This window comes from Prauserella salsuginis, assembly GCF_024648885.1.
In the GTDB taxonomy this organism is placed as follows: Bacteria; Actinomycetota; Actinomycetes; order Mycobacteriales; family Pseudonocardiaceae; genus Prauserella; species Prauserella salsuginis.
Genome location: NZ_JANBBF010000012.1, coordinates 485,938 through 499,047, shown reverse-complemented (window position 1 = coordinate 499,047; position 13,110 = coordinate 485,938). Strand labels below are relative to the sequence as shown.

The 13,110-nt window shown below is 71.1% G+C and carries 11 protein-coding genes; 7 read left to right on the top strand and 4 right to left on the bottom strand.

What is annotated here, in order from left to right:
• Window positions 1-1,386, bottom strand: coding sequence for an SRPBCC family protein (locus tag LY40_RS20150; RefSeq protein ID WP_258937824.1), 1,386 nt, complete (start codon window positions 1,384-1,386; stop codon window positions 1-3).
• Window positions 1,387-1,388: 2 nt separating this feature from the next.
• The gene (locus LY40_RS20145) at window positions 1,389-1,715 is read right to left on the bottom strand and encodes an ArsR/SmtB family transcription factor (RefSeq protein WP_183786577.1); all 327 of its coding nucleotides are present in this window, start codon (window positions 1,713-1,715) and stop codon (window positions 1,389-1,391) included.
• Window positions 1,716-1,807: 92 nt separating this feature from the next.
• On the opposite strand from LY40_RS20145, the gene LY40_RS20140 reads away from it, so the two are divergent.
• The 5 genes from LY40_RS20140 (at window position 1,808) to LY40_RS20120 (ending at window position 5,384) form a co-directional block, all read left to right on the top strand.
• Window positions 1,808-2,401 (top strand): helix-turn-helix domain-containing protein, encoded by a 594-nt coding sequence (locus LY40_RS20140; protein ID WP_258937823.1) that lies wholly within the window; start codon window positions 1,808-1,810, stop codon window positions 2,399-2,401.
• Between the two features lie 75 nt (window positions 2,402-2,476).
• On the top strand, window positions 2,477-3,127 hold the full coding sequence (locus LY40_RS20135) for an RES family NAD+ phosphorylase (protein WP_258937822.1): 651 nt from the start codon (window positions 2,477-2,479) through the stop codon (window positions 3,125-3,127).
• Between the two features lie 117 nt (window positions 3,128-3,244).
• A complete protein-coding gene (locus LY40_RS20130) occupies window positions 3,245-3,847 on the top strand; it encodes a TetR/AcrR family transcriptional regulator (protein WP_183786580.1) in 603 nt (200 codons plus the stop codon).
• A complete protein-coding gene (locus tag LY40_RS20125) occupies window positions 3,844-4,560 on the top strand; it encodes a mycothiol-dependent nitroreductase Rv2466c family protein (RefSeq protein WP_258937821.1) in 717 nt (238 codons plus the stop codon). The genes LY40_RS20130 and LY40_RS20125 overlap by 4 nt, the downstream gene beginning before the upstream one ends.
• Complete coding sequence (locus LY40_RS20120) at window positions 4,557-5,384, top strand: maleylpyruvate isomerase family mycothiol-dependent enzyme (RefSeq protein WP_258937820.1); 828 nt, start codon at window positions 4,557-4,559, stop codon at window positions 5,382-5,384. Before LY40_RS20125 ends, LY40_RS20120 begins: the two co-directional genes overlap by 4 nt.
• Window positions 5,385-5,459: 75 nt before the next feature.
• On the opposite strand, the gene LY40_RS20115 is transcribed toward LY40_RS20120, so the two are convergent.
• A complete protein-coding gene (locus LY40_RS20115; RefSeq protein ID WP_258937819.1) occupies window positions 5,460-7,442 on the bottom strand; it encodes a S9 family peptidase in 1,983 nt (660 codons plus the stop codon).
• 134 nt (window positions 7,443-7,576) lie between these two features.
• Entirely contained in the window at window positions 7,577-8,608 is a 1,032-nt protein-coding gene (locus LY40_RS20110; protein WP_183786584.1) for a TerC family protein, read from the bottom strand.
• 310 nt (window positions 8,609-8,918) lie between these two features.
• Here LY40_RS20110 and LY40_RS20105 point away from each other — a divergent pair, with 310 nt between their 5' ends.
• Both LY40_RS20105 and LY40_RS20100 read left to right on the top strand, forming a co-directional pair.
• Window positions 8,919-12,008, top strand: coding sequence for an alpha/beta fold hydrolase (locus LY40_RS20105; protein ID WP_258937818.1), 3,090 nt, complete (start codon window positions 8,919-8,921; stop codon window positions 12,006-12,008).
• Window positions 12,008-12,997, top strand: coding sequence for a DUF2705 family protein (locus LY40_RS20100; protein WP_258937817.1), 990 nt, complete (start codon window positions 12,008-12,010; stop codon window positions 12,995-12,997). Before LY40_RS20105 ends, LY40_RS20100 begins: the two co-directional genes overlap by 1 nt.
• Window positions 12,998-13,110: the final 113 nt, after the last annotated feature.

The following is a 13,110-nucleotide window of genomic DNA, read 5'->3' as shown; positions in this document are numbered from 1 at the left end:
CTACTCCCCTGCCGAAGCCTGCCGTCCGTCCCGTTCGGTGTACCGGCGGCGCAGCTGTTCGGTCCGTTCCTCCGGCCACGGGCAGCGCACGTCGCCGTGCAGCGCGGCGAACAGCAGCTCCAGGTGCGTGTGCCAGGCCGCGAGCGCGAGCGCCGCATCGGCCGAGAGCGGCAGGGTCTGCGTGACGACGAGCCGCGTGCCGATCGGCTCCTGGTCGCGCAACTCGAATCGGACGGCACCACCCGCCACGGCGTAGTCGACAGCCCGGCCCTGCTCGACACCGGTCACCGCGCCGGGCTCCAGGTAGCCGTGGGTGAAGCGCACCGGCGCCGCTGCGCCGACCACCGGCGGGTCCCCCTCGGTGAGCGTGGACCACACCACCTCCGGGTTCTGCACGAGATCGCGTTCGACACGCATCTCGACGGTGTCCCCGTTGCGCGACCACGTGCCGTCGGCGAGGCGGTACTCCTCGACGTAAGTCTCCGCGCGGCCCAGGAACCACAGCCTGTCGCGGTCCGGCGGCGCGGTGCCGTCGAGCACGGCGGCGAGCCCGTCGAGGCACTGTTCCCAGCCGGGGCCCTGCCGTGCCACCGACGGCCGATCTCCCGTGGTGTCGGTGCCGTTGAGCGTGTGACTGAACCGCAGCAGGCAGCCACCGGCCTCGGCCACGAGCTCGAACCGCAACACCGACCGCGCCCAACGGAAGGCGTAGACCTTCGGCGGCTCGCATTCGAGGACCTGCCCCTCCGCGAACTCCCCGCGCATGTCCGTGGTGAACCGCATCGGTGCGCCGACTTCGGGGACGGTGTCGACTTCGGGGACGGTGTCAACGCCCACCGGGAACCACTGCGCCACCTCGGCAGGGTCGGTGAGGGCACGCCACACGCGTTCCGGAGGGTGGGCCAGGCTGCGCTCGAACCGCAGCACGGGCCTGCCGTCGATGTCGTCAAGCGCTCCGAGGTCGATCCGGCGCACCGTGGCCTGCAGCGCGTCGAGGCAGCCCTGCCAACCGGTGAAGGTCTGCTCGGCCCACGGATTGTCCGCGAACGTGTGCTCGAACGTCAGCACACAGCCGCTGCCGTCCGGCTCCAGCGTCAGCCGCAGCCGGTGCTCACCGGTCTCCTCGTCGAACTCGGTGAAGACCAGGCGGCGATGCGGCTCCAACTCGGTGATCTCGGCGTGGAGGTCGGTCGGGGTGCCGTCCGGTTCGCGGAACCGGATGATGCCGCCGACCCGCAGGTCGAGTTCGGCGACCGGGAACGGATACCAGGCGCTGAGATGCTCGGGGTCGGTCAGCGCTCGCCACACCTTGGCGGGCGGGTGGGCGTACCGGCGTTCGAACCGCAGCTGCCAGCCACCGTCGATGCGCCGTTGGGTGTCGGTCACGTCTACTCCTCCGTCTCGGGGTGGTCCGGCATCTCGTCGAGGTGGCGTTCGAGCGCGTCGAGACTGTCGGACCACAGCCTGCGGTACGGCTCGAGCCAGGCGTCGATCTCCGCGAGCGGCTGCGGCCGCAGCCGGTACCAGCGTCGTTGCGCGTCCTGCCGCACGGAGACCAATCCGGCCTCCCGCAGCACGCGCAGGTGTTTCGACACGGCAGGCTGCGTCAGGTCGAGCCGCCCCGCCAGCTCACCGACCAGGCATTCGCTCCCACGCAGCAGGTCCAGGATCTCCCGTCGCCGTGGCTCCGCGAGCACTTCGAACGTATTTGCCACCTCAGTAATATAACTGCGTAGGCATACTCTGTCCACCGGACTCGCCTCCTTTTCGAGCGCACGAATGCGCACGCGCGTGTTAACCTGGGCGCATGACCAGCGCGACGACAGCCTTGGAGGACGTGCTCGCCCGCACCGGACTCAAGGTGGACGCCACCGAGTTCCTGGCGCTCGTCGAGCAGGCCGCACGACGCCTGTCCCCCGGCGACCCGGACCCGGCACACTTCTTCTCGGCCGCACAACGCGACGTCCTCACCGACGTGGGCCTCGACCTGTCGGCCGCCGGCGCGGCCGAACCGGATCCGCGCGCCAACGCCGTCGCCACACAGGCGGTGTTCGCCGACTCCGCGCTGACCGTCACCGAGACGGCCGCACGGCTCGGCGTCGACGACAGCCGCGTCCGCCACCGCCTCAAGCAGCACCGCCTGGCCGGCTGGAAGGGACACGGCGGATGGCGACTGCCCGCATGGCAGTTCACCACCGACGGCGCCGTACCCGGCCTCGACGTCGTGCTGCGCGCCGTCCCCGACGACCAGCCCGCGCTGGCCGTCGCCGGGTTCATGACCACGCCACAGCCCGACCTGCTCATCGGGGACACGCCCGCGACACCCCGCGACTGGCTACTCGCAGGCGGTGACCCCGCGCGCGTCGCCGAACTGGCCGCTACCCTCGGAACGCCCGCCTGAGCCCTGTCGGGCTACGCCCCGTTCCCGACCGCATCCATCCCCCGACCGCGCACCGAGGAGCACGTCGGCACAGTCATGGCACGGTTACCCCTGCCTCCCCCGGGCGAGGTCCTCCGCGAGCACCTCCGCCGGAACGAGGACATCGTCGCGGTCCATCCGGCCACACGGCTCGTGCGCGTCTTCGCGGCACGTGGCAACCATCCCCAACGCTGGGACACGTTCCGCCGCACGGGGCCGATCGCCCACGCCCGGTTCGATCCGCACCCCGTCGCGGAAACGCCGGAGCACCGGCCCGACCACGGCGTCCTCTACTTCGGACTGTCGGTGCGCACGAGCATCGCCGAGGTCTTCCAGACGACGTCCACAGTGGACCGCAGGACGCGAGGACCTCACCTCGTCGTCGTCCGGCCGTCCCGCACGCTGCACCTGCTCGACCTGTCCGGCCTGTGGCCCACGCGGGTCGGCGCGTCCCAGGAGATCTCCAGCGGACCGAAGAAGGTCACCCAGGCGTGGGCACGGGCGGTCCGCGCCGAACTGCCCGACCTCGACGGGCTCTGGTACCGCTCGTCGATGGACGGCGGCGAACCCGCGGTGTGCCTCTGGGATCCCCCGGCAAGCTCGGCTCTGCCGGCGTCACCCGACATCCTGCTGGGACTCGATCACCCGGGGCTGGACGTACCGCTGGCGCGGGTGTGCCGCGAACTCGGCTACGTCCTCCTCGACTGAGCCTCCCGCGCCACCGCATCACCGCATCCACCGGAACCGCCGAGCGCAGCGCCGCTCGCGTCCGGCCTCCATGGCATTTCCGTTGACCGACCGGTCAACTAGCGCTACGGTCTCGCCATGGGACGGACCGGCGACACCCGCGAGCGGATCGTTCGCACGTCCGCCCGGCTGCTGCTGTCCCGCAGCTACGGCTCGGTGAGCGTGGACGACGTGTGCACCGCGGCCGACGTGCGCAAAGGCAGCTTCTACCACTTCTTCCCCTCGAAGGCCGAGCTGGCGAAGGCCGTCGTGGACCTCCACACCGACGCGCTGATCGACCGGCTCGCGGCCACCTCCGGCGAGTCAGCGGCGGCGCGGCTCCACGGGGTCGCCGACGCCGTGGGAGCCATCCAGGCCCGTTTCGAGTCCACCTTCGGCAGGGTGGTCGGCTGCCCATTCGGCAACCTCGCCGCCGAGTTGTCCACCGTCGACGACGCGTTGCGCGACCACCTGGCCTCGGCTTTCGCACGATGGGAGCGCGAGTTCGCCGTGATCTGCCACCGGGCACAGCAGGACGGCGCACTGCGCGACGGGGTGGACCCCGACCGGCTGGCGCACTCCCTGCTCGCCCACACCCAGGGCCAGATCCTGCTGGCGAAGGTCGGCGGTCACTCCGCGGCCGACGTCGCCACGACGCTGCACGACCTCATCGACGTGCATCTGCGAGAAGGGGCGGTATGACAGTGCAGTCCGAGCGGTCCGAGGTGGACTTCCACTTCGACCCGATGTGCCCGTTCGCCTACCACACCTCACGCTGGATCCGGGAGGTCCGCGCACACACCGGACTGACGGTCAACTGGCGGTTCTTCAGCCTGGAAGAGATCAACCGGTTCGAGGGCAAGAAACACCCGTGGGAACGGTCGTGGTCGTACGGCTGGTCCCTGATGCGCATCGCCGCACTGCTGCGCCGCCGCGACGCCGCGCTGCTCGACGCCTGGTACGCGAGGATCGGCCGGGAGCTCCACCTGGACGGCGGCACACCGCACGAGCCGGACACGGCGCGGCGGCTGCTCACCGAGATCGGCGCGGACGCCGCACTGCTGAACGAGGCGCTCGCCGACCCGTCCACCCACGACGACATCAAGGCCGACCACCAGCGTGTGCTGGACGCGGGCGGTTTCGGCGTGCCCACGCTGCTGTTCCCCGACGGGCAGTGCCTGTTCGGCCCGGTGCTGGTGGACCCACCCGACGGTGCCGCCGCCGTGCGGCTGTGGGATGTCGTCACCGGCATGCTGGAGTTCCCGCACGTCTACGAGTTGCAGCGGCCCAAGGCCGCCCGCGACGAACGGGCCATCGCCGACGCGCTCGACCCGTACCTGCGCGGCAGGGACTGGGTGAGCGTCGACAGAGGACGGATCATCGAACTCGGAGACGAACGGGAGACCACCTCGTGACCACGACGACCGGCTTCGACAAGGACGCGATCACCGGGGCACTCGCCGCGCAGTGGGAGTCACTGGACGCCCTACTGGCGTCGTTGCCCGCGGCGGCATGGGACCGGACGAGCGCACTGCCCGGCTGGACCGTACGCGACGTCGTCGCGCACGTCATCGGCACCGAGGCATCGCTGCTCGGCGAGCAGACGCCGGACCCGGACATCGACGTGACCGAACTGCCCCACGTACGCAACGAAATCGCGGCGTTCAACGAACGCTGGGTGCAGTCCATGCGGGACTGGGACGCACCGCGGATGCTCGACCGGTTCCGCGACGTCGTCTCCCGCCGCGGCGAGGCCCTGCGGGCGATGACGCAGGAGGACTTCGACGCGCCGTCGTGGACCCCGGTGGGACGCGGCACGTACGGCCGGTTCATGCGCATCCGGGTCTTCGACACCTGGCTGCACGAGCAGGACGTCCGTGACGCGGTCGGCCTGCCGGGGCACGAGGCCGGTCCGTGCGCGGAGCAGTCGTTCGACGAGCTCGCCGAATCGCTCGGCTTCGTCATCGGTAAGCGGGCGGCTGCCCCGGACGGAGCCGGTGTGACCCTGGAGCTCACCGGACCGCTGCGACGCACCGTGCACGTCGCCGTCGACGGCAGGGCCGCCGTGGTGCCCGAGCTCCCGGGTCCGGCCACCGCCACGCTGCGGCTGGAAGCGGGACTGTTCGCGCGGCTCGCCGGTGGCCGTGTGGCCGCCGAGGACCGGCTGTCCGATGTGGAGTACTCCGGAGACACGGAACTCGGCAGGCGGATCGTGCGCAACCTGGCCTTCACCATCTGACCCGACGGGTCCCGTCCTCGATCGCCTCGTCCGCGAGTCCCCGCGGACGAGGCGATCGAGATGGTCGGGGCGGCCTCAGCGCACCGGCAGGTGGCGCGCCCACCAGTCGAGCACGGCCTCGAACCGCTGCACCCGGTGCCGCGGCTTGCCGCTGCGACTCAGTTCGTGTCCCTCGCCGGGGAACAGCAGGAACTCGGTCTCCGCCCCCGCCTTCTTCAGGGCGACGAACAGCCGCTGGGCCTGTTCCAGTGGACAGCGCCAGTCCTGTTCGGAATGCACCACCGCGAACGGGATGCGGACGTCGGCCGCGTAGGTCAGCGGGCTGCGCTTGCGCTGTTCGTCCGGGTCGCCGCCGACGTAGACGTCGGTGAACGTCCAGCCGATGTCGGAGCTTCCGGCGAACGAGTCCCACGCGTTGACGGCACGCTCACTCCACGCCGCGCGGAACCGCTCCCCGTGATGCGCGGCGAGCCAGCCGGTCATGAACCCGCCGTACGAACCGCCCATCACCCCGACCCGATCGGCGTCGGCGTCGGGGCGTTCGAGGACGGCGTCGAGCAGCGCCAACAGGTCGTCGGCGTCGACGGTGCCGAGCGCGTGCAGTACGGCCCTGCCGTGCGATTCGCCGTAGCCCGCCGAGCCGCGCGGGTTGCCCAACACGACGGTGTAGCCGGCCGCGGCGTACACCTGTGCCTCGTCGAACAGGCTCCACTCGTAGGCCGCGAACGGCCCACCGTGGACGACGAGCAGTACCGGATGGGGCCCGTCCCCCTCGGGTGTGACGACCCAACCGTGTACCGGGTAGCCGTCGGCGGAGGTCGCCGTGACCTCCTCGGCGGGACGGATCGCGCGGCGGCGCAGCCGTTCGGAGAAGCCCGTGAGCGTCGTGAACGCACCGTCACCGTCGTCGAGCAGCACCTCGCCCGCGTCCTCGGGCCCGGCCTGCACCACTGCGACCCGGTCGCCCGCCACCGTGAACGACCGCACGGCCGCCCGCTCCCCGGTGACGACCGGAAGCTCCACCAGCGCGGCCTCCGACCCCGTTCGCGGCACTCGCCGCAGCTCGGCCGCACCACGGTTGGCGACGACCACGAGCACGTCGTCGCCGTACGGCGCGGGCGGTCCCGCGACAGCCACGCAGTCGACCGATTCGGCGTCGGTGAGCCTGCGCGGCGGATGCGATCCGTCCAGCGGGGCCGACCAGAGGCCGGTGTTGGTCGCCGCGCGCGCGAACCCGTCGAACGCGGCCGCGTAGAACAGGACCGTGCCGTCGGCGGTCACGGCGGGGTTCTCCGCCCGGCCCTCGGTCCGCACGACCAGGCGCGGCGCCCCGCCTCCCGCGGGCACGGCGTAGAGATCGGCGTGCATCGTCTCGACCCGGTCCCACTCGCGCGGCGCGGCCACCAGCACCGTCTCGCCGTCCGGAGTCCACGCCGGGTCGGCCACCGACGCCGCGTCGTCGGTCAGCGGTTGGGGTTCGAGATCCGGTTCCTCGGCCAGCGCGTCGATCACGAACAGCCGCTGCGGACGGTCGCGGAGGAACCCGACGTTGTCGATGCGGTAGTCGTATCGCGTGATCCGCCGCGGCGCTTCCTCCCCGGGTTCCGGGGTCCCCTCACCGTCGGCGGTGCCGTACCGGCCGGCCTCCGGCACCCGCGCGACGAACGCGATCCGGCGCGAATCCGGAGCCCAGACGGGCGTGCCCGCGCCAAGCGGCAACGCGGTCAACGCCCACGACTCGCCACCGGCGGCCGGCATGACACGCAGCTGCGCGGGGTCACCGCCCTCGCTGCGGAGGAACGCGACCCAACGGCCGTCCGGCGAGATCGCCGGTGCGGAGTCGTGGCGGTGGTCCGGACCGGCGTCGCTGTCGCGGCGCGCACCGCTCTGGTCGGCGCCACGGGTCCAGGCCGTCACCCCGTCGTGGCCGACGCGGTGCAGTCCGCCGACGTAGGCGTTCGCGGCGACATCGGGACGGGTGACGGAAACGAGGAGGAGCTCCCCTGACAGGGCGGGCCTGCCGGGGACCTGCTGCAGTTCGATATCGGTAGGGCGCACGACGCGCAGCCTACCTGACCTTTAGCGGCGCTAACGACCTTTTCCGTCGAACCGCGGCGCTGGCAGCCCTGGCCCTCACCACCACGGCCCTCATCACCACGACCTCACCACCGCGGCCCTCATCGCTCCGGCCCTCATCGCTCGTCGTCCGGCACCGCACGATCGGCGGACTTCTCCTCCGGCGCCGCGGCATGGAGGTTCAGTCCCGACTGGCCGACCACGCTCGGATCGCGCTTGGCCTTCGCGAGGCTCGCCACGGTCGTCACCGTCAGCACCACGACGATGACACCGAGGGACATCCAGTTGTTGATCTCCAGCCACGCGGGCGTGACGTGGTACTCGTGCAGCGCGTGGAGCACGAGCTTCACGCCGATGAACGCCAGGATGATCGCCAACCCCTGCGACAGGTACACGAGTTTGCTGACGAGGCCGCCGAGCAGGAAGTACAGCTGCCGCAAGCCCATCAGCGCGAACGCGTTGGCCGTGAAGACGAGGAACGCCTCCTGCGTGATCCCGAAGATCGCCGGGATGGAGTCGACCGCGAAGAGCAGGTCCGCACTACCGATCGCGACGATCACGAGTGCCATCGGCGTCAGATACCGCTTGCCATCGCGCTTGACGATCGAGTGGTGCCCCTCGTAGTCGTCGGTCACCCGGAACGCCTTCCTGGTCAGGCGCGTGACCAGGTTCTCGTGGTACTCCTCGTCCTCGTCCTTCTGCCGCACCATGTTGATCGCGGTGAAGATCAGGAACCCGCCGAACAGGAAGAAGATCCACACGACCTGCGCGATCGCCCACGCGCCGATCGCGATGAACACGCTGCGCATGGCCAGCGCGATCACGATGCCGATCAGCAGCACCCGGTGCTGATGGATCGCCGGGACCTTGAACGACGACATGATCACCATGAAGATGAACAGGTTGTCGACCGACAACGAGTACTCGGTGATGTAACCGGTGAAGAACTCGACACCGGGACCGTGCCCGGCCAACAACCACAACCCGACGCCGAACGCCACGGCGCAGGAGACGTAGAACACCACCCAGCGAGCCGCCTCACCCGTGGTGACCTCGTGGGGTTTGCGGTCGACGATCACCAGGTCGATCACGAGCAGCACGATCAGGCCGCCGATGGTGGCGGCCCACAGCCAGAACGGCACGGACATGGACGATTTCCTCCGGTTAGCGCGACGGTGCTATCCGGAGGTCTCTTCCGCCCGCAGGCCTTCGGCAGACTCGTGGGCCGGCGGCGCCGGGTGCGTCGGGATCGCAGCCGTGCTGACGACGTCGCCGTGACGGAATACTCCCCTCCGTGGGGAACACAACCGTTCCATCCTTACCCCGCGCTGCGGCGCCGCGCTACTTGTAGCCACCATCCGGTTCGTCACCCCACGCGTAACATCGATCACACATGACAGTCCCGACCCCGGAAACCGGGCATGCCCGGACGAACCGCCTACGTCCCGCCCCAATAGTGTGAGCACCGTGTCCCGCCTTCTCCGCAGCCGCGGCCGACGCCTGACGGCATTGGCCGCCGTCGTCGTGCTTCTCGCCGCCGGCGGTCTCCTGCTGTTCCGTGACGGCGAACGACCGCCCACCTACCGCACGCAGGCCGCGACGATCGACGTCGCGGCCTCGCCCGGTTCGGCCGACCGCGAGCAGCTCGACACCACCGTCTACGTGCCGGAGGAGACGCCCGCACCCGCCGTGCTCCTGCCGCACGGTTTCGGCGGTGACAAGGACAGCGTCGCCCGCGACGCCCGCGAGCTCGCCGAACGCGGGTTCGTCGTGCTGACCTGGTCCGCGCGCGGTTTCGGCAACAGCACCGGCACGATCTCACTCGGTGCTCCCGATCGCGAGGTGGCCGACGCCTCCCGGCTGCTCGACCACCTGGCCGGCATGCCCGAGGTGGTCTCCGACGACGACGGCGACCCCCGTGTCGGCGTCACCGGTGCCTCCTACGGCGGTGCGCTGGCACTGCTGCTGGCGGGCACGGACCCGCGCGTGGACGCCATCGCACCGGCGATCACGTACAACGATCTACGGCAGTCGCTGCTGCCGAACAACGCCACCGACGACGACCTCGCGACCGCGACCCCCGCGCCCGGCGCGGACACGGGTACCGGGGTGCTCAAACGGTCCTGGATCGGCACGCTCTTCTCGGCGGGCTCGGGAGCCCCGTCTACGACAGCGGGCGCAGGACCCGACGCCGTCGAACCCGGCGACGACGGGGACAGCGACGACGCGGCCGCAGCACCGGGCCAGGGCAACGGCACGGGGCAGGCTCCCGATCCGGGCCGGCCACAAGACGGCTCCGGAGGGAACACCGACGGCGGCGACCGAGGCTGCGGCCGGTTCAGCGCCGAGGTCTGCGCGGCCTACGTCGACGTGGCCACCGACGGGGCCGCCGAGCCCGAGACGCTCGACCTGCTCCACCGCGTCTCCCCCGCGTCCGTCGCCGACGACATCACCGTGCCGACGATGCTGGTGCAGGGCGAGCACGACACTTTGTTCGGTCTCGATCAGGCCGACGCCAACGCCCGCCAGATCGCCGATGCGGGAGGCGAGGTGTCGGTCGTCTGGTACGCGGGCGGCCACGACGGCGGCGGACCCGGCTCGCAGCTCCGCGGTCTGATGGCCGATTTCCTCTGGCATCACCTGACGGGCGAGGGCGACGATCCCGCGGCCCCGTTCTCCTACGACGTGACCGGTGCGATCCGGCCCGACGGCGCCCCGTCGGTCCGCAACGTCGAAGCCGGCTCCTACCCCGGCGTCAACGGCCGTGACGTCCAGCGCCGAGCCGTGCGCCTCGTCGGCGAAGACCAGACCGTCGTCCGCCCGCCGGGCGGCACGCCCGCGTCGGTGAGCGGCATCCCCGGGCTGAACCGCATCGTGTCGGGCTCGTCCCAGCTGTCGGGCCTGTTCGCGATCGATCCGCCCGGTCAGGCCGCCGTGTTCACCTCGCGGCCCATGACCGAGCAGCTGCTCGTCACGGGCGCCTCGACCGTGCGCCTGTCCGTCACGCCGCAGCCCGCATCGATGCCGGGGTCCTCACCCTCCGGCGACAACGGCACCGGCGGCAACGGCGACAACGGCGGTACCGGCAACGACGGTGGGGCCGGCAACGGCGATCGCGCACAGGACGGCGGCGACTCCGAGCGGAACGGTTCGGGAGGCGGCCGGTCCGACCCCGATGAGACGGACCGGAACGGCGCGAACGCGCAGGGCGGCGGCTTCACCCCGTCCGAGGCGGTGCTGTTCGCCAAGGTGTACGACGTCGGCCCCGACGGAACCCGCACCCTGCCGGGCAACGCCGTGTCTCCCATCAGGGTGCCCCTCGCCGCCGACGGTTCACCGACGGACGTGACCGTCACCCTGCCCGGCATCGTCCGGCCGGTCGAGACCGACCACCGACTGCAACTCGTGATCACCACGACGGACCAGTCGTACAACACACCTGACCAGCCCGCAGGATTCCGCATCGCGCTCGGGCGATCCGCCGAGCTGTCGGTACCGGCGGTCCCGGGGACGACGGCGACGTCCGGCTGGCCCGTCGCCCAGCTCGCGGGCATCGGCGGTGCGCTCGCCCTCGCGGTACTGGTCGGCGTGATCGGCAGGATCCGCCGCAGGCGTTCGCACCGGGTCGACCCGGACCTGGCCGACACCCCGATGGTGATCTCCGGCCTGACGAAGTCCTACCCGGGCGGACTGACCGCCGTCAGCGACCTGTCGTTCCGGGTCGAGCCCGGACAGGTCCTCGGTCTGCTCGGGCCCAACGGCGCAGGCAAGACCACGACGCTGCGCATGTTGATGGGCCTGATCACGCCGACAGCGGGCGAGATCCGCGTGTTCGGCCACCGCGTCACACCGGGCGCCCCGGTGCTGTCGCGCATCGGCTCGTTCGTCGAAGGCTCCGGATTCCTGCCGCATCTGTCGGGAGCGGCGAATCTCGAACTCTTCTGGCAGGCGACCGGCCGTCCCGCCGACAAGGCCCACATCGACGAAGCGCTCGAGATCGCAGGCCTGGGCGATGCGGTGCACCGCAAGGTCCGCACCTACAGCCAGGGCATGCGCCAGCGGCTCGCCATCGCACAGGCGATGCTCGGGCTGCCGGAGCTGCTCGTGCTCGACGAGCCCACCAACGGCCTCGATCCGCCCCAGATCCACCAGATGCGCGAGGTGCTGCGCCGGTATGCGGCGACCGGCCGCACGGTCGTGGTGTCCAGTCACCTGCTGGCCGAGGTCGAGCAGACGTGTACGGATGTGGTGGTGATGCACCGTGGCAGGCTGATCGCCTCCGGTGGGGTCCACGACATCATCGCGGCGGGCGGCGAGGCGACGTTCCGCGTGGACGACGCCGAACGCGCCGCGGAGATCCTGCGCGGGCTCGACGGTGTGTCCGATGTGGAGATCACCGACGGCCTCGTGCACGCCGACCTCGGCGAGCTGCCGCGCAGTGCGGCCGTCGCAACGCTCGTGCGTGGCGACGTGTCGGTCGAACAGGCAGGACCACGCCGCCGGCTCGAAGACGCGTTCCTGCAACTCGTCGGGGAAGGTGAGGGCTGATGAGCGACGTCGAACGCGCCGCACCGGACGCGGCGGGAACCGAGGCGCACCCGCACGCCGTGGACCAACACGGCGTGCACACCGACCCCGCCGCACTGGACGAGCTCACCGACGTGGCCGGTGCCGAACCGACCACGGGACTCGGACCGGACGGGGCCGTGACCGGCTACCGCGCAGCACGGACACTCCGGCTCGGCGTGGAACTGCGGCGACAGCTGCGCAGGCGGCGGACCCAGCTGCTGCTGGCGTTCGTCATGCTGCTGCCGTTCATCCTGGTCGCGGCGTTCGAGATCGGCGAGGCGGAGGCCAACCCGCGCTCGGGCGGGTTCATCGACCTGGCCACGGCCAGCGCCCCGAACTTCGTCGTCGTGGCACTGTTCGTGTCCGGCTCGTTCCTGCTGCCGATGATCGTGGCGCTGTACTTCGGCGACACGATCGCGAGCGAGTCCTCGTGGTCCAGCCTCAAGTACCTGCTGGCCATTCCCGTGCCCCGGCACCGGCTGCTGCGGCAGAAGGCGGTCGCGGCGGCGCTGCTGTCGGCGTTGACGATCGCGCTCCTGCCGGTGTCGGCACTCGTCGCAGGGACGATCTGGTACGGCACGGGCGAGGCTGTCAGCCCCACGGGCGACTCGATTCCGTTCCCGGACAGCCTCCTCGCGCTCGCGCTGGCGACGGCCTACCTGCTCGTCCACCTGGCATGGGTGGCGGGACTGGCCCTGCTGCTGAGCGTCTCGACCGACGCCCCGCTGGGCGCGGTCGGCGGCGCGGTGCTGGTGTCGATCCTGTCGCAGATCCTCAACCGGATCACCGCGCTCGGCGATCTGCGGGACTTCTTGCCGACGCACTTCTCGTTCGCATGGATGGACCTGATCGCCACCGACGTCGAGTGGACCCGCATGGCCTCCGGCGCCCTGTCGGCGACGCTGTTCGCCACCGTGTTCGGACTTCTCGCCGCGCGCAGATTCGCCACGAAGGACGTCACCAGCTGAGGCCGCGAGGCGCGGGTTTCGCGCGGCGCGCGCGTCGGCGGGGCACGGGTACCGGCGCGCTCGCCGGTGAGGGGCCGCAACGAACGCCGAGGGCATGACATCCGGCCCGGAAT